Below are 26,679 nucleotides of genomic sequence, written 5' to 3'. Positions count from 1 at the left end.
AAAAACCGCTTGACCTGTGGGAAGGGCAAGCGGCCTGTCGATCCTGTGAAACCCTGGCGGGTGAGCTTGTCCGCTTCCCTTCGCCGGTATTACCCGGATCAGGTTCATAGGGTTGGACATGCGTCCTCTCAGCCTTGCAGCACCCCTAGCGATGGGCGTCTTTATAGGGCAGCGGGCCGGCGACTGTCAAGTTTGCGCCGGGTCGCTGCTTGGTCTATCGCGACGCGAGTTTCTTTTCGAGTTCGCCGACCTGGCGCTTGAGCGCGCCGATCTGGCCGGTGAGCAGGCCGACGTTGAGGAAGGTTTCGTTGTCGACCGGCGCCGACAATTTCGCCGCCCAGCCGAGCCAGGACGAGTCATAGACCTTGACGTTCTTGAAGCCGAGGCTTTCGAGCACCGTCGAGGTTTCGGCGGCGCGCACGCCCGACTGGCAATAGACGATCGTTTCCTTGTCGCGGTCGAGCGCCTGGTACAAGGCTTCCAGTTCGGGGCGCGACTTGAGGGCCAGGCCATCGGTGCCCTTCGTCTCCTGGCGGGCGATCTTCTGCGGCGTGTTGGCGTCGCGCCAGTTTTCCTCGAAGGGGATATTGATCGCGCCGGGAATATGTCCGCCGCGTATGGCGCGGATGTCTTCGCCGGCATATTCCTTGCGCGTACGCACGTCGAGAATCTGGACGCTCGGCTTGGCGACGGCCTGGAGTACGTCGTCGGTCGAGGTGGCCAGCGCAGGCACCGGTTTCAGCGTCAGCGCGACGCGTGGCAGCCGGGTCGCCGCCGTCGCCACCGGCTTGCCGGCTTCCTGCCAGCCCTCGAAGCCGTCGTGGAAGATGCGGACGTTCTTGCCACCGAAGGCGCGCACGGCGTAGCCGCCGAAATAGGCATAAGGATTGCCGCGGGCGCCATAGACGACAATCTCCCTGGCCGGATCGAGGCCGGCCTCCGAGAAGATCTTTTCGATGCTCGCCGTCGGCAGGAAGTCTTCCTTCTGCTCGTCGCGCAGCACCTTGCCGGCGTCGCCGACGTTGATCGCGCCGGGCAGGTGGCCGCGCTGGTAGTCCTCGGCGGCGCGGACGTCCCAGACGATGGCGCCGCGTGCGAGGGCGGCCTCGACCTGGGCGGCGTCGATGATGATGCCGCCGACCGGCGATGCCTGCGTCGGTTCGGCGGCGCGCACCGCGAACGACGGCGTGAGGAGCGCGAGGCCGGCACCGGCCAGCACGATCGAGGTCAGGAGTGGAAGGGTGCGGGCGCTCAGCGAGCGCGGGCGGTGCGTGTGGGCGTGCAGCGACATGGGATGGGTTCTCCGGCAAAAAGTCATGAAGCGATTCTATGCAGGCTTCTTATGTTTAAAAAATACTGTTTTGCCATTTATATATTCCCGGAAGAGCATATGCCTTGCCGTCCTCCCAAAAGGCATGAAGCCCATGTCGGCTGGACATGGGCTTCGCGGATGGTGGCGCGATGCTTCGTTTTATGGCTGCGGCGCTGCCCAGCGGCTGACGTCGTCGAGCACGGCGTCGAGTCCGGTGTAGAGTGCGTTCATCACCCCATGCGCATGGAATATTCGGTGCCGGCGCCGATCGGTGGCGGGTCGCAGGATATCGAGTGCGACCAGGTCGGTAATGGCGGTGTTGGCGGCCGGGAAACTGACGCCGAGTCGCTCGGCCACGATGTTGACGTTCACGACCGGTTGCCCAAGCAGCAGGTCCGTCACTTTCCAGATCGCCGCATGGCGACGCTTGCCCGCTTCGGCGAGGCGTCTCCGCCACTGCGTTTGCAGTCGCTGGAGCGCCGAGAAGAGTTGCACGGTATGCCGGCAGGAAGCGACCGTGCATTCCAGGAACAGGGTCATCCACGGCGCCCAGTTGAGCCGGGTCTGCACCTGCCACAGCGCATCGTAATAATCGCGTTGCCGTACCTTGAGGAAGGTTGCCAGGTGAATCGGCGGCAGGCCGGCCGCTTTCAGCATCAACGGCAGCAGCAATCGTCCGGTCCTGCCGTTGCCGTCGAGGAACGGGTGGATGGCTTCGAACTGGGCATGGGCAATCCCGGCGCGCATCAGGATCGAGACGTCGACGACCCCGTCCGGCTGATAGCGAAGCACGCGCTGCAGATCCTGCATCAGTTCCGGCACCGCCGCGGCGGGCGGCGGCACATAACGGGCCGTTTCGAGGCGGCTGCCGATGAAATTCTGGACGTCACGCCATTCGCCCGGCCGGGCGCGCGGCTGCTTTTCCATCAGGGTGGCATGCAGCGCGCGGATCAGGTCGAGGCTTGGCGCGTCCTGACCGTGTCGTTCGACATCGCCGCAGCCCCGCATGAACGCGCGGACGTAGCTGAAAGTTTCCTCCGCGTCCGGGTCGGACTCGGCCTCCTGGCTTCCAGCCTCGATCTCGTGAATCAGCAGTCCGTCAAAGCCGGTTTGCGTTCCCTCGATCTGGCTGCTATCGACGGCCTCCCGGCGGTTCAGCATAGGCAGGACAAGGTCGGCATGTTCGGCGTGATGCGCGATCGTTTCGGTGAGCAGTTCCAATTCTCGTCGTGCCAGTGCAAACAGACCGTGACACGCCGGTACGTCGACCATGTCTGGCACGGGCGGCGGCACTACGGCATAGCAGCCTGAACGTCCCGGAACGGCGACGCAGCTGGCTTGCAAACTCGGATGAAGATCGGATTTGCGCATCGTAAAGATTTAATGGTCGATGTGTTATTAAAGCTTTCTGCATTTTACATTTAATTCGTCGGTGCTTGGCAAGGCTTTTCAGCGTACCTTGCGCAGCCTTGCCGTCCTCCCAAAAAGCATGAAGCCCATGTCGGCTGGACATGGGCTTCGCAAATTTTGTCCCCTGGCCCTTGGCCAAGGTGTTCGGCGACTCGCCGTTGGGGTGCTACCGGACCTTCTCGTCGGACTGCGGCGGATTTTCTGTCATGCAGCCTCCTGTCATTGGTTCAGGCGATACCGATATCCTCGCCTCGCTTTCAGCATAATCCGGATGCGTAAAAAGTCCAGCCCGGCCCCAGATTACCGATGCTCGCGGAATTTTGATTTCGTCATCGGCGCGCAAAGTCGTCGGCGCACGATAGAATCCACCTTCGTCCCTCATTTCGCACGGATACATGGCAACTTTCGGATTCGGTTTGCGCGCCAAGTCGATGTTGGCGCTGGCGCTGGCCTGCCTGCTGGCCCTGTTGCCCGCGAGCCTGATCGGCTGGCAAGTGCTCGACGGCGTGCGCAATCATTTCGGCGAGGCCTATGCCAGGAGCCTCACCCTGCTCAAGCGCCAGCAGATCATCGCGCCGGTTTTGCGCGACCTCGCCCTGTCCCGGCGTTTCGCCAATTCGGAGGTTACCCGCCAGTGGCTGCAGGACGAAAGCAATCCGGCCCTGAAAGCCTTGTTCTTCAAGGAAGCGGAAGGGTATCGGGAGGATCTCGGTAGTCGTTCGTACTTTCTCGCCAGCGACGGCAGCAAGGGTTTCTATTTCAACGACAAGGAGAAGGCCTTCAGCGACGCGCCGCGCTACACGCTGAGCGCCGAGAAGGAAAGCGACTCCTGGTTTTTCGGTTCGCTGCGGCAGACCGAGCCGTACAACATCAACGTCAATTACGACGCCCATCTGCAGATCACGCAGGTGTGGCTGAACATGCAGATCCGCAACGGCGACAAGGTGCTCGGGGTGGCCGGCACGGGGATCGATCTCTCCGCCTTCCTCAAGGATTTCATCGATACCGACGAACCCGGCATCACGCCGATGATCGTCGCGCGCACCGGCGCCATCCAGGCGCATCGCAACAAGGCGCTCATTGCCGAGAATCAGGCGGCGAGCCAGGCGACCGCGGCGCAGACCCTCGCCGGCCTGCTCCCCGACGCCGCCGCGCGCGATGCGCTGGCCGCGGCGATGGTGCGTGCCGAGCAGCACACCGACGCGGTCGAGACGCTGCACGCCAGCCTCGACGGGCGCCCGCAACTCTTGGCGCTGGCCTATATCCCGGAACTTAAATGGCATGTGGTGTCGGCGGTCGACCTGAAGGCCGTCCGGGTGCTCGACGACCGCTGGCTCTATGCGGCATTCGCCGCGATCGTGCTGCTCATCGGCCTCTTGCTGCTGGCCTTTGCCTATGCCGTCGACCGCCTGGTGCTGAATCCCTTGAAGGAATTGCAGCGCTCGGCGTCGCAAATGGCGCAGGGCAATTTCGATGTATCGCTGCCGCTGACCGGCCGCGACGAACTCGGCGATCTCAGCGAAGCGTTTGGCATCATGGCCCGGCAGGTGCGCCGCAACACCGAGGAACTGGAAACGCTGGTGCAGGCGCGCACGCAGGCGCTCGAAGCGGCCAATCAGGACATGCGCCGGGCGCATAAGCAGATCAACGATTCGATCGATTATGCCAGCCTGATCCAGAAGGCCATCCTGCCCAACCAGCAACTGGCGCAGCAGCTGGGGCCGCACCATTTCGTGCTGTGGCGGCCGCGCGACGTTGTCGGCGGCGATTTCTACATCTTCCGCAGCGAGGGCGAGCGGCATATCCTCGGCGTCGTCGATTGCGCCGGCCACGGCGTTCCCGGCGCCTTGATGACGATGCTGGCACGCGCCGCGCTCGACCAGGCGATGACCCAGTCCGGCATCGCGTCGCCGGCCGAAATCCTCACCCAGACAGACGCCAGCATGCGGCATATGCTGAGCGATTGCGAACTGCCGCGCGCCATCGCCACCAACATGGATATCGGCCTGGCCTTCGTCGTTCCCGACGAGCGGCGCCTGCGCTATGCCGGCGCCAAGATCAGCCTGTACTGGAGCGACGGCAACGAGATCGGCGAGATCAAGGGAACGCGCCGCGCCATCGGCGACCGCCGTTTCGGCCGCTACGAGGATCAGGATGTCGAGATGAGGCCCGGCGTCACCTATTACCTCGCGACCGACGGCTTCCTCGACCAGGCCGGCGGCGATCTGGGCTTCGGCTTCGGCAATACGCGCTTCGCCCAGCTCCTGCTCGCGCATGCCCGTCTGCCGATGGCCGAGCAGGCCAGCGCGCTGGACGCGGCGCTGACCGGCTATCGCGGCGGCTTGCCCCAGCGCGATGACGTGACCATACTTTCCTTCCGTTTCGATTGACTGGAGTTACCTGAGCCCGCCATGGAAACCCTTGACCTGTTCAGCTTGAGAACCCATTTCACGCGCAACCGCATCCTGCTCTGCTTCAACGGGCCGATTTCCCGTAGCCTGATCGAGGAAATCGGCAATGCCTTGCGCAATTACCTGCAGGCCGACAACGCCCTGCCGAGCGCCGCGATGGATGTCTTCAGCATTTATATCGAGATGACGCAGAACATCCGGCATTACGCCCAGAGTCGCGGCTACGGCGAACTCGAAAGCGCGGCGACGGTGGTGGTGGCGCGCGATGCCGAGGATCGCTACATGGTGCAGGCCGGCAATGTCGTCGAGAGAGCCGACGGCGCGGTGTTGCTGGCGCGCGTGGCGGAATTGGCGGCGCTCGACAAGGCGCAGCTCAAGGCTGCCTACAAGACGCAGCTGCGCCAGCCGCGCGAGCCGGGCGCGAGCAGCGGTGCCGGTCTCGGCCTCATCGACGTGGCCCGCAAATCGAGCCTGCCGCTCCAGGCATCGCTTTCCGAAATCGACGAAAATCGCGCCTTCTTCAGTTTGTGCGCATTCATTTAATGATTACTGGCACCTTCGACATGAACGACCTGAATATCGCTTCCACCCAATCCACGCCGGGCATCCAGACCGATTTTAGGAACGGTGTCCTGCGCATGCACGGCGACTCGTATCCGGAAAACTCCTTCGAGTTCTTCGGACCGGTGATCGAATGGATCGAGTCCTTCCTCGCCGCGAGCAGCGATCCGCTCCGTCTCGAACTGCGCCTCATCTATATGAACACCAGTTCGGTCAAGGCCATGATGGATATCTTCGACATGCTCGAAGAGGCTCATGGCAAGGGGCGCGCGGTTAGCGTGGCCTGGCATTACGACCCGCGCAACGAGCGCGTGCTCGATCTCGCCGACGAATTCCGCGAGGATTGCACGTTCCCGTTCGACATTTCGCCGGATGTGGCGTGATGGCGTTAACGAAATCGTCCGCGTGTCTGGAGGAAGCGGAGCTGCAGGCGCTGATCATGCGCCTCGTCGATGCGCCGGAGCATGCCGACAATCCGATGCGCGAACCGCTCCTGCGGCTGGTCAAGCACTGCGAGGGGCAGCGCGAGCGGCTCGAACGGCTCGTGCGCATTTCCGACGGCTATCACTCGATCAGCCGCGACCAGCGCCTCAGCCTCGCCGAACAATACGACAAACAACTACGCCGCCTGGAGAAGCTCGCCCGCATCTCCGATCGCTACCAGAACAGCCTGCGCGAACTGAGCGAGGCACTCAAGGACAGCGCTTCGCACGATCCGCTGACCGGCCTGGACAACCGCCGCGCGCTGACCGAGCGTCTGCGCGAGGAGAGCGAGCGGGCGACGCGCAAGCATCAGGCCTATGCGCTTTCGATTCTCGACGTCGACCGTTTCAAGCTGATCAATGACCGCTTCGGCCATGACATCGGCGACAAGGCGCTGTGCGCGATCAGCGACGCGATCCGCGGTTCCTTGCGCGAATACGACGCCTGCGGGCGTTGGGGCGGCGAGGAATTCCTGATCCTCCTGCCGGAAACGGCGTCGGAATATGCATCGCAGGTGATCGAGCGCGTGCGCGCCGCCATCGCGCAGATCCGCATCGATGTGCAGGAGTCGGCGTTGCCGCCGATCACCGCGAGCTTCGGCCTGACCCTGTACCGTCCCGGCGAGAGCTTTTCCGATACGATCAGCCGGGCCGATACGTTGCTGCGCGTGGCCAAGGCGCAGGGCCGCAACCGCGTCATCGTCGACTAAGGGGCTACGCCAGCGCCGACCAGGCGCTGTTGTCCGCCAGCGATTCGGCCAGGAAGTCGACGAAGGTGCGTATTTTCGCCGACAGGTATTTGCGGCTCGGGTAGACCGCGAATATGCCCATCGACGGCAGCGCGTAGTCGCCCAGGACCTGCACCAGGCGACCGTCGGCGATGGCGTCGCCGACCAGGAAACTCGGCTGGCACATGAGGCCGCCGCCGTCGAGCACGATCTGCGTCAGGAGATCGCCGTTGTTGGCCCGGACCTTGCCGGCCACCTTGACCGCGACGGCGCCGTCGGGGCCGGTCAGCGTCCATTCGTTACCGTCGGCGGCGTAGCTGTAGAGCGCGCAGTCATGCTCTTCGAGTTGCTCGGGCCGCGTCGGGGTGCCATGGCGGGCGAGGTAGGCCGGCGCGGCGCAGATCACCAGACGGTCCGATCCCAGGCGCCGGGCGACGAGGCCGGGGTCGAGCGAGGCGCCGATGCGGATGGCGAGATCCAATCCTTCCTCGATCAGGTCGATGCGCCGGTCGGCCACCGTGGCGTCGATCTGCACCTCCGGATATTTTTCGAGATAGCGCGTGATCAATGGCGCCACATGCTTGACGCCGAAAGACACCGGCATCGTCATGCGCAGCACGCCGCTCGGTTTCACCGTCAGCTTGGTGGCATCGGCTTCGGCCTCGTCGACGTCGGCCAGGATCTGCCGGCAGCGTTCGAAATAGGTGGCGCCCGATTCGGTCAGGCGCAGCTTGCGCGTGGTCCGCTGCAACAGCCGCACGCCGAGATGCTTTTCGAGTTGCTGCACGTGCTTCGAGGCCATCGCTCGCGACAGGCCGAGGCGATCGGCCGCCTGCGAGAAACTTCCCGCCTCGGCGACGGCGGCAAAGACGCGCATGCCCTGCAAGGTGTCCATCGGTGTTCTCCGGGCGCGATGCCGGAGCAACACCGGCGCGCCATGATGATTGTCAAATAAGTGGAAACAAATAATTACCAGAATGGATGTTTATTCGTCAATGGTAAATAAATAACATTTGCCTGGCGTCGATGGTGCGTCGATGGCGAGTCAGTATCGCCAGGGCATCCCGGCGAGTCTCGCCGTTGTTGCTCGCCCAAACGACGTTTTATTGAAAACGCGCACCACAATTCCGGAGGATTTAAAGATGTCGGCATCCACGCCCAAGTTCGATCCGTTCAACCCCGTCGTCATCGTTCGCATCCTGTGCGGGCTGCTCTTCGTGCCGCACATCCTGTTCAAGCTCACGGCCATGGACGGCGCCGCCGCCTTTTTCGCCAAGGCCGGCTTCGATCCTGCCTATCCTTTCCTGCTCCTCGCCATTTTTGCCGAGTCGCTGAGCGCGATCGGCCTGGTGTTCAATGTCGCGACCAAGTGGACCGGCCTGCTCGCCGCCGCGGTGATGGCCGGCGCCACCAAGGCGGTGCTGGCGACCAAGGGGGCAATATGGCTTTGGAATCTCGGCGGCATCGAGTACAACGTCGTCTGGTGTTTCCTCTGCCTGGTCATCGCCGTGCACGCCTGGCGGGAGGAGTACCAAACCTACGGCCGCGTCAGCCTGTTGTTTCCGCGGCCGGCCAGTGCCTGAACGGGCTTTCCCGGCAAACGCCGCGAATCCCTGCTAATTTGAATAGCATGCCCGGGCAGGCCGGGCGCTCACCAAGGAGAAATGAAAATGAGTAAGGCCGAAATCGCCGCGAAGTCTCCGTGTGCCGTCCAGGTCGAAAAGGGCAAGGACTACTGGTGGTGCAGCTGCGGTCGCAGCGCATCGCAGCCGTTCTGCAGCGGTGCGCACAAGGGCACGGAATTCGTCCCCCAGAAATACCCCGCGGAAGAGAGCAAGACCGTCTATTTCTGCGCTTGCAAACAGACCAAGAACCCGCCGTTCTGTGACGGCTCCCATCAGTCGTTGTAGCATAAAGACAACGGCATCCCGGCGCAGCGACGCCGGGCTCTTTTTTTTGCTGCTCGTATCCGTGCCGGAGCCGGGCGTGTCGTCGAGGCATCTGCCTTGCTCCGGCGGCGCATGGAGAAAATGCGACGATGGCGATCTATCAATGCGCGATTTGCGGCTGGGTCTATGACGAAGCCAAGGGCAGCCCGGAGGACGGGTTGGCGCCGGGCACCCGCTGGGCCGATATCCCCGATGACTGGACGTGTCCGCTCTGCGGTGCGGCGAAGGACGATTTTTTCATGCTGCTCGTCGGTGAGCCGGCAGCGCCGCCGGCGTCGTCGGCTGGCGATGCGGCGCCCCTGGTCATCATCGGCAGTGGTTGCGCCGCCTACACGCTGGCGCAGGAGTTCCGCCGCATCGACGGCGCGTCGCCGCTGTTGTTGCTGACGCGCGATGGCGGCGAGTATTACAGCAAACCTTCCTTGTCGAACGCGCTCGCGCAGGGCCTCGCTCCGACGCAATTGCAGACGCGCAGTGCCGCGCAAATGGCCGAGGCCTTGCGCGCCGAGATCCGCACCGCCTGCGAGGTCGTCCGCATCGATGCGGCGACGCGCACGCTGACGACCGCCGACGGTACGCGACTGTCATTCGGACGGCTGGTCATCGCCTGGGGCGGCGCGCCGCTTCGTCTCGAAGCCAAAGGCGATGGCGCCGATGCCGTGCAATCGGTCAACGATCTCGACGGCTATCGTCGCTTCCATGCGAGTCTGAGCGGCGCCGGGTCGGTGGCGATCGTCGGCAACGGCCTGATCGGCTGCGAATTCGCCAACGACCTCGCCAGTCATGCGTATCGGGTGATGTTGGTCGGACGTTCGGCGTGGCCGCTCGATCGCCTGTTGCCGCCGGCGGCTGGCCAGTATCTGGCCGCGGCCTTGCAGGCAAGCGGTGTCGAGCCGATTGCCGGGGTCGGCGTCGATGCCGTCTGGAAGGATGGCGCCGCCTATCGGCTGGAACTGAGCGACGGGCGTCGTCTCCATGCTGACCGGATTCTCTCGGCCATCGGGCTGCGCCCGCGCACGGCGATTGCCGAGGACGCCGGCATTGTCTGCCGGCGCGGCATCGTCACCAACCGCCGCCTCGAAACCTCGATCGACGGGATTTATGCGCTCGGCGATTGCGCCGAAGTCGACGGCGTCAATCTGCCGTTCATCGCGCCAATCCTGCATCAGGCGCGCGCGCTGGCGCGAACCCTGAGCGGCGAGCCGACATCGGTGTCCTATCCGGCGATGCCGGTCGTCGTCAAGACGCCGGCATGTCCGGTGACGGTCTGTCCGCCGCCGGCCGGGGCGGGCGGTGAGTGGATTTGCGAGGCCAGTGACAGCGGGATGACGGCGGTGTGCCGCGATGCACAGGGACGTTTGCTCGGCTTTGCCTTGCTCGGCAGCGCCGCGACGCAGAGCGCGTCACTGGCGGAAGGCTTGCCGGGTCCGTTTGGGCCGGAGGGCGGGGGCTAGGGTGTGTTCTCAATGAGGCCACCCCCTTGCCTTATTTCGGCAGGTTGAGAAGCGCGCCGACCCCGATTTCCTTCTTGAACCGTTCGATGTCGGCCTGGCTGACCGCGAGGCCGCCCTTGCACAGGGTTTCCGGGGTGCCCGGCGGGCAGCGTTCGCTGCCGGAGGGCGCGGCTGCGTTGGCGGTAGGCGGCGGGGGCGGCAGCAGCAGGCCGGCGGCCCCTTTCTTGTCGGCGGGGGGCGTCGTGCCGGTGCCACTGGCGACGGGCAGCCAGCGCCAGGCGTGGCCGGGCGTGCAGGGCTCGCACTGCAGGACGAGGGCGCCGGATTCCATGCTGCGGACATCGAAGGGTGGCGTCGTGATGCGCGTGCTTTCCATGCCTTTGGCACAGCGACGGATCTGATAATCGCGGAAGCCGTCGACGCCGGTGCATTGGTAATGCACATCGGCAAAGCCGAACATCGGCCACAGGCCGATCGACACCAGGCCAAGCCGCCTGGCCCACGCGTTCCGATAAATGATTCGCATACGTGCGAAGCGCCCCCCGACTTCTGTTCTCATCGGGATAGGATATACCAAAAGCGCCGCATCCGGCGTGGCCCGCTTTGCCTGCGGGCCTTGCCACGAGGGGCCGGCGCCCGGCGGCGCGGGATGCGATCGCCGTCGGCCGCTCAGGCCGGGCTGATCGCGATCTCGATGACGTTGGCACGTCCGCCGGCAATGCCGTCCTCGATCGCCGGCGCGATGTCGCGGGCGCGGGTCACGCGTCGGGCCGGGAGGCCGAAGGCGGCGGCGAGCGCGAGGTAGTCGACGGTCGGGTTGTCGATGTCCATGGCGATGAAGCGTCCGCTCCTGGCCGAGAGGTAGTCCTGCTGGTTCTTCATGAAGTTCTTCAGGACGTTGTATTCGCGGTTGTTCATGATCACGAAGGTCACCGGCAGGTTCTCGTGCGCCGCCGTCCACAGCGCTTGCGGCGAATAGAGCGCGGCGCCGTCGCCGACGAGGCTGACGACGGGTTGGCGTCCGAGGCCGAGCGAGCAGCCGACGGCGGCCGGCATACCCCAGCCGAGTCCGCCGCCGCGCAGGAAGGAGTACTGGTTGGGCGAGTCGGAATGGAGGAACTTGCGCACGTGGCTCGAGGTGGCGATCGCTTCGTCGACGATGGCGATGTCGGGGCCGATCGCGCGCACCGCTTCGCGCGCGGCCACCTGGGGCGCGATCGTTGCCGCGTCCATGCCGGCATCGGCGTCGGCGTGGCGTGCCTGGCGATTGCGCTCGGCGCGTTCGGCGGCGGCACTGAGCAGCCCGGCGCGATCGCTGCGCTGCGCGGCCGTCGCCTGCGTCAGCAGGGGCAGCAGCGCCTGCAGCGAGCGCTGGATGTCGCCGACGACGGAGAGCGGCGTGGCGTAGGTGCGACCGAGATCGCGCACGTCGGCCGAGAGCTGGAAGACGCGGCAGCTCGACGGCAGGGCCGAGTCCTGGGTGTAGAGGATGGTGATCAGCGACTTGCCGCCGAGCGCGAAGATGGCGTCATAGGCGCCCAACGTCTTGGCGATGTCGCTGGCATTGGTCGGGAGATTGCCGGACCACAGGGGATGCGCCGTCGGGAACGGGATGCGCGACGGCCAGGAGGAGCCGTAAACCGGCGCACCGAGCAGTTCGGCAAGGGCGACGACTTCCTCGGCCGCCTCGCTCGCATGCACCTCGTCGCCGGCGATGATCGCCAGCCGGCCGGGGGCGATGCCGGCCAGGTGTTCGGCCAGCGCCGGCAGGGAGCCGGCGATGCTGCGGCGGTCGATGGTCGAGGGGCCGGCGATGTCGACGTTGCTCATTTCCTCCATCACGTCCATCGGCAGCGACAGGAAGACCGGGCCGGCCGGCGCCGCGCTGGCGTCGTGAAAGGCGCGGCGGACGAGGACCGGTAATTGATCGACATGGGTGACTTCGCGCGCCCATTTGACCGTCGGTTCGGCGATGCGCACGAGGTCGCCGAAGAGCAGCGGATCGGTGACGGTGTGGCGGCTGTCCTGCTGGCCGGCCGTGACGACCAGCGGCGTTTGCGAGACGTGGGCGTTGATCAGGTTGCCCATGCCGTGCCCGAGGCCGCCGGCGGTATGCAGGTTGAGAAAGGCCGGACGGCGCGCCGCCTGCGCATAACCGTCGGCCATGGCGACCGCCGAAGCTTCCTGCAGGGCGAGGATGTAGCGGATGTCGGGCGTGCGGATCAGCGCGTCGATGAGCGGCAACTCGGTCGTGCCGGGATTGCCGAAGATGTAGTCGACGCCTTCGCTGGCGAGCACCTCCAGCAGTATTTCGGCGCCGCGGCGCGCGGAGAATTGTTCAAGCGTGTTCAGCATGGCGTTCGTCTTCGATTCTCGGGTTTCGGTGATGGCATAAGCTCATGACAGCGACCGGGTTTGGGTGGTTCCGGTCACCCGGCCTGCCCTTCCCGGTGGGGAAAGGCAGGGGGCGGCTTGGCGTCGGGGCGTGCCTTGTGAGCACGAAAAAATGTTACCGCCGGGTGCGCGAAATGTGCTTCTCTTTTCGGGTGATTCGCGGCCTCTTTATGAAGCCTGTTCTCTTTGTGTTAGATTCCGCAGAATATTCTTCTTTTATATTTTCCTTACCCCGGAGTGCTGATGAAAGACGGTCATCTCGACGATATCGATCGCAAGATCCTGCGCCTGCTCGCCCAGGACGGGCGCATCAGCAACCAGCGCCTGGCCGAGCAGGTGAACCTGTCGTCGACGCCGTGCTGGAATCGGGTCAAGGCGCTCGAGGAAATGGGAATCATCAGCGGCTATGCCGCCATCCTCGATCAGCGGGCGCTCGGCATGCCGGATATCGTCATCATCGAGGTGACGCTCGACCATCACGACGAAGGCATCCTCAACCGTTTCGGCGAGGCCTTGTCGGGACTGCCCGAGGTCATGGAGGCTTATCTCGTGACCGGCGACTACGATTACCTGATCAAGGTCGCGGTGACCGGCACCGAGGGCTACGAGCGCTTTCTCCGCCAGAAGCTCTACAAGCTGCCGGGGATTCGCCACAGCCGCTCGACCTTCGCGCTCCGCTGCCTGAAACGCATCCATTCGGTCGTGCCCTGAATCGGTCGTGGTACGCCGGCAAGAGCCGGCTGCCCGCGATCAATGACGCATGCATCAAATTCTTGGTGATTGCGACAATGTCATTTAGCATGCCGGCATTGCAGACGACGGAGAGTGACGCATGAACGAGCAGGAACATGCCGGGAGCGGTAGTGTTTCCGGGAAGTATTTGTCGCAGCGCCGGATGCCGCTGGCGATTGGCCTGGCGGTGTTGGCGCTGGCGCAGCCGGCGGCGGCGCGGGTGACGCGGATCGTCATCGATGAAAGCAAGCCGTTGGCGGTCGAGGCCTCCGGCGGAATCCGTTTCGAGCAGATCGCCGGGCGGGCTTTCGGCGAGCTCGATCCGGCGAATCCGGCCAATCGCATCATTCAGGACATCGAACTGGCCAAGGATGCCGACGGCAAGGTGCGCTATGTCGCGTCGTTCGTGCTGACCAAGCCGGTCGATCTCAAGCAGGCCAGCGGGCTGATGTGGCACGACGTACCCAATCGCGGCCGTCCGGTACCCAGCGCGTCTCAGGAGCGCGCATTCGGCGATATCGGGCTGTTCAGCGCCTGGCAGGGCGACAACGCCGGCGCGACGAAAGTGCGGTCGACGGCGTCGGTCGATGGTTTTCAGTGGTTGCAGCTGCCGGTCGCGAGAAATGCCGGCGACGCGCCGGTGACCGGACAGGTGTTCGGGCGCATCGTCAACCGCTCGGGGCCGGCGTCGCAAGCGCTGATCGTGCAATCCAATCCGGTGCCCTATCTGCCGCAGCAACTCGACACGCGGGCGGCGCGGCTGGTGTCGCGCCAATGGGAAGGGACGCGCGGGGAGGTGAAGGGGGAGAAGGTCATCGCGGCGGAAGACTGGGCCTGGGCGAAGTGCGACGACAAGACGCCATTCCCGGGGACGCCTGACCCGACGCAGATCTGCCTGCGCCAAGGCTTCGATCCGAACCTGCTCTACATGGTCAGTTTTACGGCTCGCGATCCCTATGTGCTTGGCATCGGATTCGCGGCCTTCCGCGATGTCGGCCAGTTCTTCAAGACCGCGACCGCCGACGATATCGGCACGCCGAATCCGGTGGCGGGCGCTGTGCGCCACAGCATTGCGCGTGGTATCTCGCAGTCGGGGAATTTCCTGCGCGGCTGGCTGCATCTCGGTTTCAACCAGGACGAATCGGCGCGGCAAGTGCATGACGGCTTGTGGCCGATCATCGCCGGACGCCGGATCGCACTGAATTTCCGCTGGGCGCAACCGGATGGCGTACTCGAACTGTATCAAGCCGGCAGCGAGGGACCGCAGTGGTGGCTTCCCCATCCCGACCCGGTGCGTGGCGGTCCGGCTACCGGCATTCTCGATCGCTGCATCGCCAGTGCGAGCTGTCCGAAAATCATCGAGCATTTCGGTTCGGCCGAGGTGTGGGCACTCAAGCTCACGCCGGAATGGATCGGCACCGATGGCAAGGCCGATCTGCCCTTGCCGCCGTATGTGCGCCGCTATTACATCGCCAGTTCCAATCATGGCGGCGGCGCCGGCGGATTCGACAGCAGCCTGCCCGGGGTCGGCTTGCCGGCGAAGGGCGCGGTATGCCCAGGCAATAATTTCGGCGTCGGCGTGCTGCCGCCGAATCCGGTGCCGCATGCCGAAACCGTCAACGCCCTGCGCGTGCATTTCCGTCAGTGGGTGATGCGGGGCGTCGAGCCGCCGCCAAGCCGTTGGCCGAAACTGGCCGATCAGACCCTGGCCGGCGCCGACAAGGCGGCGATCGGCTTCCCGACGCTGCCGGGCTTGCGGGCATCGGTCCCGGAAGCCGATTTCATCATGCCCGTGCATGATTACGACTGGGGGCCGCGGTTCGACGCTGCCGACGGTGCCGGCATTCCGTCGAATGCACCGCCGCCGATTCGCCAGGTGCTGCCGATGTATGCGCCGAAAGTCGATGCCGATGGCAATGAACTGGGCGGCGTGCCGGTGGTCCTGCTCGATGCCCCGCTCGGCACCTATCTCGGTTGGAATATCACGGCCGCGGGATTTCATGCCGGGCAAATCTGCAATTACGTCGGGGGCATGATTCCGTTCGCGCGCACCCGCGTCGAGCGTGTCGCCGCCGGTGATCCGCGGCGCTCGCTGGAGGAGCGCTACGGTTCTCACGAGGGCTATGTGCAGGCCGTGCGCCGTGCCGCCGAGCGCGCTCGCGGCGAAGGCTTCCTGCTGCCTGCCGATGCCGAGCGGCTTATCCGGGCCGCCGAGGACAGCCGCGTATTGCGCTGAGGGCAAGCCCCGGCGTTGGCCGTCGCCCGCCGCCCGCCGTGGCGGGCGTGCGGCGTGCTTCCCTAGCGTGCGGCTTGGCGTCCCTCGGCCGGTTTCCATAGCGCGCTGACGATCAGCACGAGGAAGAACAGTACCAGCACGATGGCATTGGCCATGGCGCCGCAGCGACGCAGTTCGAAGTCGTCGGCGAGTCCGCCCCCGACGCGCAGCAGCAAGGTCGCGTGCAAGGCGATGAGCGGCAGGTAGAGCAGCGGTCGATAGGGGATCTTGAGACGGGCGACGGCCGGCAGGATGATCGGCGCATGGCCGAAGACCATCGAGAAGACGAAGCCGAGGCCGAGCGCATGCAGGGTGGCATCGCGCCATGGATGGCCGGGGCTGAAGCCGCCGGCGAGGCCGAGGCCGCCGGCGACGGCCAGCCAGACGTAACCCGAGAGCAGGCAGAGCGCGATAAATCGGGGCAGTCCGGTCATGCGGGCATTGCGCCAGGCGATGTCGTAGCGCAAGAGCCAGAGCGACAGCGCCAGCAGGGCAGCGGCGAACAGCGCGAGGCCAAGGCCTTCATCGAGCAGGCTGACGGCGCAGCCGGCGGCGATGGCGACGACGATCAGCGTGAAGACGCGCTGCGCCGGTCGGGGTGTCGGGATGAAGCGGCTGAGTTCGAGGCGTTCGCCGGCGATCGTCAGCACCAGGAAGGCGAACCACCAGGGCGTGGCGGCAGCCGGCATTTCTGTCGCCAGCCAGACGAGGTTGCCGGCCAGCCAGCAGAGCGCGCCGCCACCGAGCACGAGCGTGAAGGTCGCCGTCAGCTGGCGTATGACGAGGATATTGGCGGCGACCATGACGACGGCGGCATAGACGGCAAGGCCGGCCGAAACGCCGGTCGGCGCGCCAGCCAGTAGGGCGATGCCGGCGAGGCCGGCGGCCAGCGGCGCCTGGTAGGCCCAGCGCCGGCCGAGGGCGACGGCGCGTTCGAGGCTGATGACCGCGCCGAAAAAGGCCGAGATCATCAGCGCGCCGTGCACGCCGACCGCCGCCACGGCCCAGGTCGGCATCGTCCAGCCGAGGCGGGCGAGGCCGGACAGCACCCCGCCGACCAGGGTGACGACGGCCAGGGCCGCCAGCGGCAGACGGGCGAGCGGCGGCAGGTCGCGCCGGGGCTTCGCGTCAGGCATGGGCTTTCTCGCCGGCGGGCTGTTTGCCGATGGCGACTTGCCAGACGTCCGGGCCTTTTTCGATGTAGTCCCAGCTGAAGGTGCCGGCGAGTTCGGCCTGGAATTGATAGAACAATGGCTTGGGGTCGTGGTCGTTGACCAGCAGCAGCGCTTCGCCGGGTTGCAGCGCGTCGAAGGTGCCGAAGATCAGCGGGTGGCGTTCGCGCGGGGCAATGCTGCGGACATCGACAGTGGTCTTGAGGGTCGGGGTATTGCTCATGGTGTTCTCCTGCGGGTTGAAATATGGAAAGTCAGTTCCAGCCGAGCGCCTGCTTGGCGTCGGCGCTCATCATTTCGGGCTGCCAGGGCGGGTTCCAGACGAGCTGGATATCGATCTCGCGGCCGTCATCGACCGCGGCGGCGATGGCGTTGCGCGCTTCCTCGCAGATCATTTCGCCGAGCGGGCAGGCCGGCGAGGTCATCGTCATGTCGACGCGGAGGCGCTCCGGCGCGGCGACGATGTCATAGACGAGGCCGAGGTCGACGATGTTGACGCCGACTTCGGGGTCGATGATCTGGCGCAGGGCGGCACGCACGCGGTCGGTCTCGTCGCCGGTGGCGCTGTTTTCCTTGGCGTTTTCGTTCATTCGGGCGATCCTGTTTAAAAGATGTATAATTTATGAATGTTTATGATATGCTTCGTCTCGTGCAAAAGCAATACATTTTTTACATCTTTAAAAGGTGAGTGTTCATGCGACTGACCACATTTTCGGATTACACCCTGCGCGTCCTGATGTTCCTGGCGGTCGAGCGGGACCGGCTGGCGACGATTCCCGAGATTGCCGCGGCCTACGGGATCTCGGAGAACCACTTGATGAAGGTCGTGCATCAGCTGGCGCGTGCCGGTGTCATCGCCTCGGTGCGCGGCAAGGGCGGCGGCATCCGGCTGCTGAAAGAGCCGTCGGCGATCCGCCTCGGGGAGATCGTGCGGGCCAGCGAGGGCAACAGCGCCATCGTCGAATGCCTGGGCGAGGAACACAGCGGCTGCAGGATCGTGCCGGCCTGCCGGCTGGCGCCGATCCTGGTGAAGGCCTTCGACGCCCTCTACCAGACGCTCGACGAATACACGCTGGCCGATCTCGTCGGCCAGCCGCAACGCCTGAGTCAGATGCGTCAGCTGCTGGCGCTGGCCTGATGGCAGGCTTTGGCCGGATTTCCGCATTTGTCATGAGTAGAGGCCGACGATGAAACGCAGCGCTTTCCTGATCACGCTCTCGCGCGAGCACCACACCGCGCTGGTCTGGGCCAAGCGCGCGCAACGCGGTAGCGGCGAGGAGGCGACAGCCCTGATGCCGTCGCTCGTCGGGCTGTTCGAGCGTGAACTGGCCCCGCATTTCGCCGCCGAGGAAGCCGATCTGTTGCCGCTGCTGCACGCGCACGGACAGGCGGCGCTGGCGGCACGCACCCTGGCCGAGCACGCGACCCTGCGTGCCGAGGCCGCCCGCCTGCGCGACGGATGTGCGGCGGCGCTGGCGCCCTTTGGCCGGGCGCTGGCCGATCACGTGCGCTTCGAGGAGCGGGAACTGTTCCCGGTCATCGAGTCGATTCTGGCGCAGCGCGCCGACGCAGCCGCTCCAACGGTCGGCCGGTCGACGCCTGCAAGGGGCGATATGCCCGAACAACGATAGGAGAACAGCATGTCCGATACGCAATCCTTCGACCTTCACGCGGCGATCCTGGAACAGAGCGCCGATGCCATCATCTTTGCCGATCCGGCCGGGCTCATCCGCCTGTGGAACGGCGCCGCCGAACGCCTTTTCGGCATTGCCGCCGGCGATGCTATCGGCAAGTCGCTTGACATCATCATCCCCGAGCGCCTGCGGGCGCCGCACTGGCGCGGTTACAACGCGGCGATGCAGGCGGGGCGGACCGAGCACGCCGGCAAGCCGACGCTGACCAAGGCGCTGCATGTCTCGGGTGAGTCGATCTATGTGCAGATGAGTTTCGCCGTCGTCGTCGCGCCGGATGGCGCGATGCAGGGATCGGTCGCCATCGCCCGCTCGGCGCCGGCGCCGACGCCGGCAGCCCCCCGCTGATTCACCTTTCTCAAAAAATTCACAGGAGTAAGACCATGACCCAGGCAAGCCCAAGCGCGACGACCGTGCGCAATCTCAAGACCATGCTCCAGTATCAGGACAATGCCATCGTCAGCAGCATGCTGATCAAGAACTCGGTCGGCAATGTCACGCTCTTCGCCTTCGACGGCGGGGAGGGCCTCAGCGAGCACACGGCCCCTTACGACGCGCTTGTAATTGGCATCGAGGGCGAGGCCGAGATCCCGATCGCCGGAACGCTGCATCGCCTCGGCGAAGGCGATTCGCTGATCATGCCGGCCAACGTGCCGCATGCCGTCAAGCCGCTCGGCCCTTTCAAGATGCTGCTGGTGATGATCCGCGGCGAGAAATAGGCGCGCTCTCCGCCCCGGCCGCCGAGCTTCCCGGTGCGGCCCGGGGTGGCTGTCCGGGCTCCTTCCCCTCCCGTTTTCCACTGCCCGGAAATGATGCTTTTAGCGTAGTCATCGCTGCTTTTCGGCTATCATGGAGTGGTCGATTCGCGGTATTTTCGCGACCGTTCCGGTGGGATTCCTGGAAAACGATGACTGCGCTCACGGATAGCCTGAAAGATACCTTGTCGGTCGGCATCAAGCAGATCGACGACGAGCATGCGCAATTGTTCGTGTGTCTTGATCGGCTGATGCTGTCGGTCAATACCCGCAAGGGCGAACGCACGTCGACCGAGGTGCTGGCGTCCTTGCAGGCGTATGCCGAAACGCATTTCCGTTCGGAGGAAGCGTTGATGGCGAGCTATGCGTTTCCCGGTCTCGAACCGCATCGGCGTGAGCATCAGACCTTCGTCGATGCCATCCTGCGTTTCCAGCGCCTCGCCGATGATCCGCAGGCGAACACGCCGCAACAGATGACGGCCTACCTCATGCAATGGCTGATGGCGCATATCCAGCGCAGCGACAAAGCGCTGGCGGCGCATATTCGCGCCGGCGGCGGCGAATAGCGCGCGCCGTTGCGCGCTGCCGGGGGGACACGTTGTCCCGCAAGCGCTCGCTCAGGCGTTGCGACGATCGAGCCAGCGCAGCAGCGTTGTGAACAGATGTTCGGGGTCGAAGGGTTTCGTCATGAAATCGTTCATGCCCGCCTTCAGGCATCGTGCCTTGTCTTCGGCGAAGGCGTTGGCGGTCATGGCGATGATGGGGACATGGTCGTTGCCGATTTGCTGGCGGATGGCGCGCACGGCATCGAGTCCGTCCATGTTCGGCATCTGGATATCCATCAGGATCAGGTCATAGTGCTGGCGGGCGGCTTGTTCGACGGCGCGGACGCCGTCATCGACGGCGTCCACCACGAATCCGATGCCTTCGAGGAAGGTGAGCGCGACTTCGCGGTTCGTTGCGTCGTCCTCGGCCAGCAGGACGCGGCATCCGGCATAGCGGCCGGCCAGGCGGGATTCGGCCGGTTCGGCGGCGTTCTCCGTCGCCGCGATTGCCCCCGTGTCGCACGATTTCAGCCGGGCCGTGAGCCAGAAGGTGCTGCCCAGGCCGGGCCGGCTCGAGACGCCGACCGTGCCGCCCATCAGTTCGGCGAATTTCTTGGTGAGGGCGAGGCCCAGGCCGGTGCCGCCGTACTTGCGGGTGGTCGAGTTGTCGGCTTGCTCGAAGGCGCTGAACAGGCGAGCTTGCGCCTCGTTGGCGATGCCGATGCCGGTGTCCTGGACTTCGAAACGCAGCAGGGTGTCGTCAGGGTGGACGTCGAGTGGAATGACGCGGACGGTGATGCGGCCGTGATCGGTGAACTTGAGGGCGTTGCCGATGTAGTTGATCAGGGCCTGCTGCAGGCGTGTCGCGTCGCCGACGAAGCAGGGGGGCAGGGAAGGATCGAGGCTGGCAGCGAGGGCGATGTGTTTTGCCTGTGCCCGTTCCCGGAACATCGACAGGGCGTCGTCGAGCAGCGATGCCAATTGGAATTCGCTTTCGTCGAGGGCGAGTTTTCCGGCCTCGATCTTCGACAAATCGAGGATCGCATCGATGATTTCGAGCAAATGCCGGCCGGCGATGTCGATTTTCCGGAGCTGGTCGTCCTGCTTGGCGCTGACGCCGCCGCGACGGACCAGGTAGGCCATGCTGGTGATGGCATTGAGCGGCGTGCGGATTTCGTGGCTCATGTTGGCGAGGAAGGCGCTCTTGGCGATATTGGCGGACTCCGCCACTTCCTTGGCCGCTTCGAGCTGGCGCGTGCGCAGGGTGACCAGCTTTTCCAGATTGCGGCGGTATGCGGCCACTTCCGCTTCGGCGTTCTTGCGCTCGGTGATGTCGATCAACGTCCCGGAAATGCCGGCGGCCGGCGTTGCCGCGATCGCCTGGGTATAAACCTCCATCCAGCGGACGTCGCCGCTCTGGTGACGGAAGCGAAGTTCGAGACGGCCATCGGCCCGTTCGCCTCGCGTCAGCGCATCGATCAGGCCCTGGCAGCTTTCCCGGTCCTCGCTGCAGACGGTGTCGGCGAGCGGCGTGCCGAGGCTTGCGGCGACCGGAAATCCGGTGATCTCTTCCCAGGCCGGGTTGAGAAAGGTCCAGCGGCCGGCGGCGTCGGTCTGGAAGATCACTTCCTTGACGCTGTTGACCACCGAGCGGTAGCGTTCCTCGCTGGCCGCCAGCGCCTCGTTCTTGGCGCGGATCTCGACGGTTTGCGCGTCGACATGACGTTGTACCAGGGCGGTCCGGCCGGTGATCGTCAGCAGCATCGTCTGCAAGAGCCCGATGAAGAGCAGGCCGAGGACGCCGACACTCCACGGCAGCCAGGAGCGATGCTGTTCGATGTAGGCGGCGGTGGCCCAGACGCGCAGCTCCCATTCCCGGTCGGCCATCATCAGCCGCGTCGTCCACAGCGTCCGTTCGCCGCCCGACGCCCCGTCGCCGACCCGGCGAACCAGCATGCGCCGGTCATCGCTGGCGGCGCGGTCGAGCAATTCCATTTGAATGCCGGGTTCGAGGTGGTCGCTCAGGGCGATGTCGACGAGTTCGTCGACCTTGAGGACGCCGACGGCGAAGCCGATGAGATCGTCCTTGCCGGCGATGTTCGCGGCGATGTTGCCAGCGATGTTGGCAGAATTCGCCGAGCGTCCTTCGGGCGTTGCCGCCGGTCTGCGGTAGGCGGGTGCGAGGACCAGAACGCCGGGGCGCTCGCGCTTTTCCTGTACCAGCCGGATCGGCGCGGTGACCGCGGGCCGGCCGCTGGCGAGTGAGCGTTCGATCGCGTCCCGGCGCGTCGGCTCCGAGTAAACGTCATAGCCGATTGCCGGCAGGTTGCCCTGCAAGGGGCGGATATAAGTGACGGCGACATATTCCGGGCGCTTGGCCGCGGGTACGAGTTGGCCGTCGCCGTTACGCTCGGTCAGCGGAAAGCGAGCGCCGCGATGGATCGTGCTCATGCGTTGTTCGAACTCGGCCCGCTGCGCGTCGCGCAGGTAGGTGTTGAAGCTCAGGGCGAAGACATCGGGCTGCTCTTTCAGGGTGACCGCCGTGAAATGCTCGAACTGCCCGTTGCCGAGCGCGGGATTGACCTCGATCAGGCGGGAAAGCGCCAGCAGAGCTTCGCGGTGGGCGACGAAGCGATGGCTCAGGTGGTAGGCGAGTTCCTTGCCCTTGTTGGCGACCGCTTCCTGCTGGCGATGTTCCTCCCAGTGGGCCATGCCGAAAAAGACCGCCATGGCGACGGCGAGAAGACCCAGTACGGGCGGCAGCAGGTTGCCGAGACGGGTGCGCCAGGCGGGATTGCGACTCTGGAAAACACCGAGTGCCAGGGGCGCTGCCACCCAGACGCCGAGCGTGTCGCCGACGTACCAGTTCCATCCGTCGTAGAAGACATTGGCGTCGGGAAGGATGCCGGCCAGTATCAGGCTGCCGACGCCGATGCAGGGCGAGACCAGGCAGGCCAAGGGCCCGGTGAGCGCGAGGAATTTGATGATGTCATGTTCGAGGTCGAGTTGCCGCCAGTTGGTGGGGAAGCGTTCGAGCAGCCAGCGCGCGAGCGCGGCCTGGAGCGCGGCGCCGCAGGCGATGGCGGCGGCGACGGCGAGCGCTGCCGGGGTCGGCGATCCGCTGCTGACGGCAACGCCGATGTTGAGGATCAGCGAACCGAACCAGATCGCGGGCAGGGCGGCGAATCCCTGGACGAGGACCAGGGCGACCGCCAGTCCGGCCGCCGGAAAGAACGGGCTGGCATAACCCGTCGCCACGGCGAGCGTCAGGCCCAAGGCGCCGAGGAGGGCGTAGAGAAGGCTGGCGAGCAGCGAGGGGAGTTCAAGCAATCCATCCGGCTCGGCGCCCCCCGGAGGGGAACGGTCGGGCGTGGCATTGTCAGGCGTGTACTCCGCCGGATGGTCCGATGTCATTGTCGTTGGCTCCGCGCAAATACGGCGTCCTGCCCGCCAGCAGGGCGAGCGCGTGCGTTCTGCGCTTTCTCCCAATGCTTACAGCTTACTGCGCGGGTTCGCCGTGATCAATGTTTTGTCATGGTCGGCGGCGGCAGGAGGCCGATTTTCCGGCCGAAATCGCTCAGTGAATCGATGAAGACGAGCTGCGCGGCGAGGTCCTCGGGCAGCCCTTCGCGCGGATGCAGCGAGTAGACGCGCATGCCGGCGGCCAGGCCGGCGACGAGTCCGGGCAGGCTGTCCTCGACGACGGCGCAACGCCCGGGCGGCGTCTTGAGGGCGCGCGCGGCGATCAGGAAGAGTTCGGGGTCCGGCTTGAAATGGCCGAGTTCCGGCGCGCTGAAGACCTTGTCGCCGAAGAAACGGTCGAGGCCGGTGAGGGCGAGGCCGAGGCCGACCTTCTCGCGCGGGCCGTTGGTGGCGACGGCGACCGGCAGGGGCAGCGCTTCGAGAAGATCGACAGCGCCCGGCATCGGCGCCAGCGCTTCGTGAAAACGGCGGAGGATGCCGCGGTGATACCGGTCGACGAAGCTGGCGACCTGGTCGGACTCGGTGCGCCCAAGTTCCGCCATGACCCAGCCGCCGACTTCGGCGATGCCGACGCCGCGGAAGCGCCGGTGCGCCTCGTCGCGCGTTAGCGGGAGCCCGGCGTCGCGCGCCAGTTCCCAGAGCAGGTCCATCCCGAGTGTTTCGCTGTCGAGCAGGGTGCCGTCGCTGTCGAAAATGACGGCCTGGATCGTGAATGTCATGCAGTCCGGTGCGTGAAAATGAAATCAGCCGTCATTATCGCCGTCTTGCTGCCCGTAATGGGCGAATTTGGCCAGGACCGCCGCCATTTCCGCGTCATCGAGCACCACCGGTTCGCCGGCCAGACGCGCGCGCCAGTACTGTTCGCACAGTACTTCGAGTTCGACGGCGAGGTCGAGCGCATGACGCGGGCTTTTGCCGAAGGCGATCATGCCATGGTTGGCGAGCAGGCAGGCCGAGCGACCCTCAAGCGCCGCCAGCGCCGCGTCGGAGAGCGCCTGCGAGCCGAAAATGGCGTACTGCGCGCAGCGCAGCGTGTCGCCGCCGAAGCGCGCGATCATGTAGTGAAAGGCCGGGATGTCGCGGCGCAGGCAGGCGAGACTGGTGGCGAAGGGCGCGTGCGCGTGCACGATCGCGTCGGCTTCGCGGCGGTGGAGGTAGATGTCGCGGTGGAAGCGCCACTCCGACGAAGGCTTGCGCCGGCCCGCCGCCGTGCCGTCTTCGGCGACGAAGACGATGTCATCGGCTTCGAGCGAGGCATAGGGGATGCCGGTCGGCGTAATCAGGAAGCCGCGCCGGCCGTTCTCCTCGCAGCGTGCGCTGACGTTGCCGGCGATGCCTTTGTTGAGGCCGGCGGCGAGCGTGGCACGGGCGGCGGCGATGATCTGTTGGCGGTGTGTCGTCATGGTTTTGTCATTATCAGTGGTTGTGGCTGATCGAGACGCGCAATTCCTCGTGGTCGCGGGCGTAATCGGCGAGCGGCACGCCGCTGCGGATCGCCTCCCAGCCCTGGTGGAGGCTGGCGGCGCCGGCCTTGGGGCCTTGCGGGTGGCCGAAGACGGCGCGTCCGGGAACGATGGCGAAGTCGGTCGAGCCGATGTCGCGGTAGAGCGATTCGATCGATCCGGCCCATTGCGAGCCGCCGGGGATCGGCAGCGCCGGTTTGATCGGGCAGGGCGCGTCGGCGGTATGCTCGCGCTGCAATGCGCACAGCGTCTCGGTGCAGGCCTTGACGTCGGCGAGGACGCCGCCGCGCGTCGTCTTCATGCGCGCGCCCATGCCGGCAAAGATGATGGCATCGAAGCCGGCCAGGCGTTGCAGCTTGGTGATGACGCGCGAATGGACGCCGTAGTAGGGCGAGCGCGTCATCGGCGCGATGAAATCGAAATGGGCGACGAGCGGCACCTCGGTGTGCTTGCGCAGCATGCGCACGGCGCTGAGCCCGGTCGCCATGGCGTTGACCATCAGCATGTTGGCGCCGTTGGCGACACCGATGTCATGGAGCGGGATGAGGCGGTCGACCTCGTCGGTGACGTTGGCGAGGTAGCAGCATTTCTTCCCGGTCTTCTGCTCGGCGTCGAGGCGCGCCTCGCCGAGCAGGCGGGTGCGCTTGTCGAAGGGCGACCAGTCGGTGTCGAAGATGAGTTCGTCATCCTTGGCGACGTCGAGTCCGCCCAGCCAGCTTTCGTAGGCGATGTCGCGGAAGGGCTCCGGCGCGAGGCCGATGTTGGGCTTGATGACGCCGAAGAAGAGCGGGCGGTTGTGCACGCCGGTCCACTCGCGCAGCCCGGCAATGCCGAATTTCGGGCCTTCCTGCGCTTCAAGATAACCGGGCGGGAATGAGATGTCCTGCAGCTTGATGGCATGGATGCCGGGGCTGAAGAAGGCGCCTTCGCCGCAGGCGGCGGTGATCAGATTGGGCAGGGCGCGGCCGATGTTGCGGATCGGATAGGCGATCTTGACGCGGCAGGCCCAGAGCCTGTCCCAGTGCTCGACCATGAAGGGAATGCAGGGCTGGCTCGGCATGCACTCGACGACGAGGTCGATGACTTTGGCCGCATGCAGCGGGCGCATGTCCTCATCGACGCCGACGCGTTTCCATTGCGCCGTCGATTGCTCCTGACATAAGTGCGCGGCGGCGTGGGTAGGTTCGACCGAGGATTCGAAGAAGTAGTCGAGCACGACGTATTCGGAGAGATCGATCTGGTCGGCCTTGGCAAAGAAGGCCTGGTCTTCGCTGTTCATCACATTTCTCTTTCGTTGGGGGTCAGGCGCTTTCCCGGGCCTTGCCGAGCGTGCGCAGGCGTTTGATCCAGCTGGCGATGTCGCTGCCCTGATTGAGGATGAGGGCGACGAGGATGACGATGCCGGTGGCGATCGGGTGATAGGCGGACGGCATGTCGAGGAGGTTCAAGCCGTTGTTGATGAAGCCGACCATGACGGCGCCGATCAGGGCGCCGATGACCGAGCCGTTGCCGCCCATCAGGCTGGTGCCGCCGACGACGATGGCGGTGATGACATCGAGCTCGTAACCGCTGGCGTTCATCGCGTAGGCCTGCTGGGTGAGCGACGCCATGACGATGCCGGCGATCGTCGCCGTCACCGACGAGATCGTATAGACGATGATGCGCGTCTTGTCCGGATTGACGCCGGTCAGCTTGGCCGCGACCTCGTTGGCGCCGACGGCGATCGCCCGCCGCCCGAAGGCGGTGTGCTTGAGCAGCACATGGCTGGCGACGACCAGCAGCATCATGATGTAGATCGGGATCGGGATGCCGAGGAACTTGCCGACGCCGATTTCGAGGAAGGGCTTCGGCTCCATGATCGT

27 protein-coding genes and 1 riboswitch are annotated in these 26,679 nt (G+C 65.3%); of the genes, 14 read left to right on the top strand and 13 right to left on the bottom strand.

Annotation, left to right across the window (positions count from 1 at the left end; translation table 11 throughout):
* Positions 1-58: 58 nt before the first annotated feature.
* Positions 59-157: riboswitch (TPP riboswitch) on the bottom strand.
* Positions 158-214: 57 nt separating this feature from the next.
* A complete protein-coding gene (locus tag BLR25_RS13155; RefSeq protein ID WP_176785884.1) occupies positions 215-1,291 on the bottom strand; it encodes a sulfurtransferase in 1,077 nt (358 codons plus the stop codon).
* A 180-nt stretch (positions 1,292-1,471) separates the two neighbouring features.
* On the bottom strand, positions 1,472-2,533 hold the full coding sequence (locus BLR25_RS13150; RefSeq protein ID WP_176785883.1) for a Fic family protein: 1,062 nt from the start codon (positions 2,531-2,533) through the stop codon (positions 1,472-1,474).
* A 584-nt stretch (positions 2,534-3,117) separates the two neighbouring features.
* On the opposite strand from BLR25_RS13150, the gene siaA reads away from it, so the two are divergent.
* Genes siaA through siaD form a run of 4 tightly spaced genes read left to right on the top strand, consistent with a single transcriptional unit; the run spans position 3,118 to position 6,886 of the window.
* On the top strand, positions 3,118-5,112 hold the full coding sequence (gene siaA, locus BLR25_RS13145) for a biofilm regulation protein phosphatase SiaA (RefSeq protein WP_091938350.1): 1,995 nt from the start codon (positions 3,118-3,120) through the stop codon (positions 5,110-5,112).
* A 21-nt stretch (positions 5,113-5,133) separates the two neighbouring features.
* Entirely contained in the window at positions 5,134-5,676 is a 543-nt protein-coding gene (siaB, locus tag BLR25_RS13140) for a biofilm regulation protein kinase SiaB (RefSeq protein ID WP_091938349.1), read from the top strand.
* Complete coding sequence (gene siaC / locus BLR25_RS13135) at positions 5,676-6,077, top strand: biofilm regulation phosphoprotein SiaC (RefSeq protein ID WP_281245582.1); 402 nt, start codon at positions 5,676-5,678, stop codon at positions 6,075-6,077. Before siaB ends, siaC begins: the two co-directional genes overlap by 1 nt.
* Positions 6,077-6,886 carry a biofilm regulation diguanylate cyclase SiaD gene (gene siaD / locus BLR25_RS13130; protein ID WP_176785882.1) on the top strand — a complete coding sequence of 270 codons (810 nt, stop codon included), beginning with the start codon at positions 6,077-6,079 and terminating at the stop codon, positions 6,884-6,886. The genes siaC and siaD overlap by 1 nt, the downstream gene beginning before the upstream one ends.
* A 4-nt stretch (positions 6,887-6,890) precedes the next feature.
* On the opposite strand, the gene BLR25_RS13125 is transcribed toward siaD, so the two are convergent.
* Positions 6,891-7,799 carry a LysR family transcriptional regulator gene (locus BLR25_RS13125; protein ID WP_176785881.1) on the bottom strand — a complete coding sequence of 303 codons (909 nt, stop codon included), beginning with the start codon at positions 7,797-7,799 and terminating at the stop codon, positions 6,891-6,893.
* A 247-nt stretch (positions 7,800-8,046) separates the two neighbouring features.
* Here BLR25_RS13125 and BLR25_RS13120 point away from each other — a divergent pair, with 247 nt between their 5' ends.
* The 3 genes from BLR25_RS13120 (at position 8,047) to BLR25_RS13110 (ending at position 10,307) form a co-directional block, all read left to right on the top strand.
* Positions 8,047-8,487, top strand: a complete 441-nt coding sequence (locus BLR25_RS13120) for a DoxX family protein (RefSeq protein ID WP_176785880.1) — start codon at positions 8,047-8,049, stop codon at positions 8,485-8,487.
* Positions 8,488-8,574: 87 nt separating this feature from the next.
* A complete protein-coding gene (locus tag BLR25_RS13115) occupies positions 8,575-8,814 on the top strand; it encodes a CDGSH iron-sulfur domain-containing protein (RefSeq protein ID WP_091938438.1) in 240 nt (79 codons plus the stop codon).
* A gap of 128 nt (positions 8,815-8,942) precedes the next feature.
* Positions 8,943-10,307, top strand: a complete 1,365-nt coding sequence (locus BLR25_RS13110) for an FAD-dependent oxidoreductase (protein ID WP_091938347.1) — start codon at positions 8,943-8,945, stop codon at positions 10,305-10,307.
* Between the two features lie 31 nt (positions 10,308-10,338).
* Here the strand turns inward: BLR25_RS13110 and BLR25_RS13105 are convergent, their stop codons facing one another.
* Positions 10,339-10,833, bottom strand: coding sequence for a hypothetical protein (locus BLR25_RS13105; RefSeq protein WP_091938346.1), 495 nt, complete (start codon positions 10,831-10,833; stop codon positions 10,339-10,341).
* A 143-nt stretch (positions 10,834-10,976) separates the two neighbouring features.
* On the bottom strand, positions 10,977-12,662 hold the full coding sequence (locus BLR25_RS13100; protein ID WP_091938345.1) for a thiamine pyrophosphate-binding protein: 1,686 nt from the start codon (positions 12,660-12,662) through the stop codon (positions 10,977-10,979).
* A gap of 282 nt (positions 12,663-12,944) precedes the next feature.
* Here BLR25_RS13100 and BLR25_RS13095 point away from each other — a divergent pair, with 282 nt between their 5' ends.
* Together BLR25_RS13095 and BLR25_RS13090 are read left to right on the top strand one after the other, a co-directional pair.
* On the top strand, positions 12,945-13,412 hold the full coding sequence (locus BLR25_RS13095) for an Lrp/AsnC family transcriptional regulator (protein WP_091938344.1): 468 nt from the start codon (positions 12,945-12,947) through the stop codon (positions 13,410-13,412).
* 121 nt (positions 13,413-13,533) lie between these two features.
* A complete protein-coding gene (locus BLR25_RS13090) occupies positions 13,534-15,669 on the top strand; it encodes an alpha/beta hydrolase domain-containing protein (RefSeq protein WP_218122739.1) in 2,136 nt (711 codons plus the stop codon).
* 62 nt (positions 15,670-15,731) lie between these two features.
* On the opposite strand, the gene BLR25_RS13085 is transcribed toward BLR25_RS13090, so the two are convergent.
* Genes BLR25_RS13085 through BLR25_RS13075 form a run of 3 tightly spaced genes read right to left on the bottom strand, consistent with a single transcriptional unit; the run spans position 15,732 to position 17,470 of the window.
* Positions 15,732-16,844: a hypothetical protein gene (locus BLR25_RS13085; RefSeq protein ID WP_091938342.1), complete on the bottom strand. Its 1,113-nt coding sequence runs from the start codon at positions 16,842-16,844 to the stop codon at positions 15,732-15,734.
* Positions 16,837-17,103 carry a DUF2249 domain-containing protein gene (locus BLR25_RS13080; RefSeq protein WP_091938341.1) on the bottom strand — a complete coding sequence of 89 codons (267 nt, stop codon included), beginning with the start codon at positions 17,101-17,103 and terminating at the stop codon, positions 16,837-16,839. The genes BLR25_RS13085 and BLR25_RS13080 overlap by 8 nt, the downstream gene beginning before the upstream one ends.
* A gap of 31 nt (positions 17,104-17,134) precedes the next feature.
* Positions 17,135-17,470, bottom strand: a complete 336-nt coding sequence (locus tag BLR25_RS13075; RefSeq protein ID WP_091938340.1) for a metal-sulfur cluster assembly factor — start codon at positions 17,468-17,470, stop codon at positions 17,135-17,137.
* A gap of 104 nt (positions 17,471-17,574) precedes the next feature.
* Between BLR25_RS13075 and BLR25_RS13070 the strand changes: the two genes are divergently transcribed.
* From BLR25_RS13070 to BLR25_RS13050, 5 genes are all read left to right on the top strand, one after another.
* Positions 17,575-18,018, top strand: coding sequence for an RrF2 family transcriptional regulator (locus BLR25_RS13070; protein ID WP_091938339.1), 444 nt, complete (start codon positions 17,575-17,577; stop codon positions 18,016-18,018).
* Between the two features lie 49 nt (positions 18,019-18,067).
* The gene (locus BLR25_RS13065) at positions 18,068-18,511 is read left to right on the top strand and encodes a hemerythrin domain-containing protein (RefSeq protein ID WP_091938338.1); all 444 of its coding nucleotides are present in this window, start codon (positions 18,068-18,070) and stop codon (positions 18,509-18,511) included.
* Positions 18,512-18,520: 9 nt separating this feature from the next.
* Entirely contained in the window at positions 18,521-18,919 is a 399-nt protein-coding gene (locus BLR25_RS13060) for a PAS domain-containing protein (RefSeq protein WP_091938337.1), read from the top strand.
* A gap of 35 nt (positions 18,920-18,954) precedes the next feature.
* Positions 18,955-19,290, top strand: coding sequence for a cupin domain-containing protein (locus BLR25_RS13055; RefSeq protein WP_091938336.1), 336 nt, complete (start codon positions 18,955-18,957; stop codon positions 19,288-19,290).
* Positions 19,291-19,478: 188 nt separating this feature from the next.
* Entirely contained in the window at positions 19,479-19,892 is a 414-nt protein-coding gene (locus BLR25_RS13050; RefSeq protein ID WP_091938335.1) for a bacteriohemerythrin, read from the top strand.
* Positions 19,893-19,943: 51 nt separating this feature from the next.
* Here the strand turns inward: BLR25_RS13050 and BLR25_RS13045 are convergent, their stop codons facing one another.
* The 5 genes from BLR25_RS13045 to BLR25_RS13025 all read right to left on the bottom strand — a co-directional run.
* Entirely contained in the window at positions 19,944-23,285 is a 3,342-nt protein-coding gene (locus BLR25_RS13045; RefSeq protein WP_091938334.1) for a CHASE domain-containing protein, read from the bottom strand.
* Positions 23,286-23,392: 107 nt separating this feature from the next.
* Positions 23,393-24,073 (bottom strand): HAD family hydrolase, encoded by a 681-nt coding sequence (locus BLR25_RS13040; protein WP_091938333.1) that lies wholly within the window; start codon positions 24,071-24,073, stop codon positions 23,393-23,395.
* 24 nt (positions 24,074-24,097) lie between these two features.
* The gene (locus tag BLR25_RS13035; protein WP_091938332.1) at positions 24,098-24,757 is read right to left on the bottom strand and encodes a class II aldolase/adducin family protein; all 660 of its coding nucleotides are present in this window, start codon (positions 24,755-24,757) and stop codon (positions 24,098-24,100) included.
* Between the two features lie 13 nt (positions 24,758-24,770).
* Positions 24,771-26,096, bottom strand: coding sequence for a RuBisCO large subunit C-terminal-like domain-containing protein (locus BLR25_RS13030; protein ID WP_091938331.1), 1,326 nt, complete (start codon positions 26,094-26,096; stop codon positions 24,771-24,773).
* A gap of 22 nt (positions 26,097-26,118) precedes the next feature.
* Positions 26,119-26,679, bottom strand: a 561-nt coding sequence (locus BLR25_RS13025) for an ABC transporter permease (RefSeq protein ID WP_143009850.1), incomplete at its 5' end; no start/stop codon positions are given.

The organism is Propionivibrio dicarboxylicus, from assembly GCF_900099695.1.
GTDB lineage: Bacteria > Pseudomonadota > Gammaproteobacteria > Burkholderiales > Rhodocyclaceae > Propionivibrio > Propionivibrio dicarboxylicus.
Note: the sequence above shows the minus strand (reverse complement) of the source record. Positions and strands in the feature narration are given on the sequence as shown.

What these genes read in the sequence shown, in the direction of transcription:
- BLR25_RS13110 (WP_091938347.1), top strand. Translation starts at nt 8,943, where the DNA reads ATGGCGATCTATCAATGCGCGATTTGCGGCTGGGTCTATGACGAAGCC.
- BLR25_RS13125 (WP_176785881.1), bottom strand. Translation starts at nt 7,799, where the DNA reads ATGGACACCTTGCAGGGCATGCGCGTCTTTGCCGCCGTCGCCGAGGCG.
- BLR25_RS13090 (WP_218122739.1), top strand. Translation starts at nt 13,534, where the DNA reads ATGAACGAGCAGGAACATGCCGGGAGCGGTAGTGTTTCCGGGAAGTAT.
- BLR25_RS13095 (WP_091938344.1), top strand. Translation starts at nt 12,945, where the DNA reads ATGAAAGACGGTCATCTCGACGATATCGATCGCAAGATCCTGCGCCTG.
- BLR25_RS13045 (WP_091938334.1), bottom strand. Translation starts at nt 23,285, where the DNA reads ATGACATCGGACCATCCGGCGGAGTACACGCCTGACAATGCCACGCCC.
- BLR25_RS13040 (WP_091938333.1), bottom strand. Translation starts at nt 24,073, where the DNA reads ATGACATTCACGATCCAGGCCGTCATTTTCGACAGCGACGGCACCCTG.
- siaA (WP_091938350.1), top strand. Translation starts at nt 3,118, where the DNA reads ATGGCAACTTTCGGATTCGGTTTGCGCGCCAAGTCGATGTTGGCGCTG.
- BLR25_RS13085 (WP_091938342.1), bottom strand. Translation starts at nt 16,844, where the DNA reads ATGCCTGACGCGAAGCCCCGGCGCGACCTGCCGCCGCTCGCCCGTCTG.
- siaB (WP_091938349.1), top strand. Translation starts at nt 5,134, where the DNA reads ATGGAAACCCTTGACCTGTTCAGCTTGAGAACCCATTTCACGCGCAAC.
- BLR25_RS13060 (WP_091938337.1), top strand. Translation starts at nt 18,521, where the DNA reads ATGTCCGATACGCAATCCTTCGACCTTCACGCGGCGATCCTGGAACAG.
- BLR25_RS13105 (WP_091938346.1), bottom strand. Translation starts at nt 10,833, where the DNA reads ATGCGAATCATTTATCGGAACGCGTGGGCCAGGCGGCTTGGCCTGGTG.
- BLR25_RS13070 (WP_091938339.1), top strand. Translation starts at nt 17,575, where the DNA reads ATGCGACTGACCACATTTTCGGATTACACCCTGCGCGTCCTGATGTTC.
- BLR25_RS13080 (WP_091938341.1), bottom strand. Translation starts at nt 17,103, where the DNA reads ATGAGCAATACCCCGACCCTCAAGACCACTGTCGATGTCCGCAGCATT.
- BLR25_RS13120 (WP_176785880.1), top strand. Translation starts at nt 8,047, where the DNA reads ATGTCGGCATCCACGCCCAAGTTCGATCCGTTCAACCCCGTCGTCATC.
- BLR25_RS13115 (WP_091938438.1), top strand. Translation starts at nt 8,575, where the DNA reads ATGAGTAAGGCCGAAATCGCCGCGAAGTCTCCGTGTGCCGTCCAGGTC.
- BLR25_RS13050 (WP_091938335.1), top strand. Translation starts at nt 19,479, where the DNA reads ATGACTGCGCTCACGGATAGCCTGAAAGATACCTTGTCGGTCGGCATC.
- BLR25_RS13155 (WP_176785884.1), bottom strand. Translation starts at nt 1,291, where the DNA reads ATGTCGCTGCACGCCCACACGCACCGCCCGCGCTCGCTGAGCGCCCGC.
- BLR25_RS13035 (WP_091938332.1), bottom strand. Translation starts at nt 24,757, where the DNA reads ATGACGACACACCGCCAACAGATCATCGCCGCCGCCCGTGCCACGCTC.
- BLR25_RS13100 (WP_091938345.1), bottom strand. Translation starts at nt 12,662, where the DNA reads ATGCTGAACACGCTTGAACAATTCTCCGCGCGCCGCGGCGCCGAAATA.
- BLR25_RS13075 (WP_091938340.1), bottom strand. Translation starts at nt 17,470, where the DNA reads ATGAACGAAAACGCCAAGGAAAACAGCGCCACCGGCGACGAGACCGAC.
- BLR25_RS13065 (WP_091938338.1), top strand. Translation starts at nt 18,068, where the DNA reads ATGAAACGCAGCGCTTTCCTGATCACGCTCTCGCGCGAGCACCACACC.
- BLR25_RS13055 (WP_091938336.1), top strand. Translation starts at nt 18,955, where the DNA reads ATGACCCAGGCAAGCCCAAGCGCGACGACCGTGCGCAATCTCAAGACC.
- siaD (WP_176785882.1), top strand. Translation starts at nt 6,077, where the DNA reads ATGGCGTTAACGAAATCGTCCGCGTGTCTGGAGGAAGCGGAGCTGCAG.
- BLR25_RS13030 (WP_091938331.1), bottom strand. Translation starts at nt 26,096, where the DNA reads ATGAACAGCGAAGACCAGGCCTTCTTTGCCAAGGCCGACCAGATCGAT.
- siaC (WP_281245582.1), top strand. Translation starts at nt 5,676, where the DNA reads ATGATTACTGGCACCTTCGACATGAACGACCTGAATATCGCTTCCACC.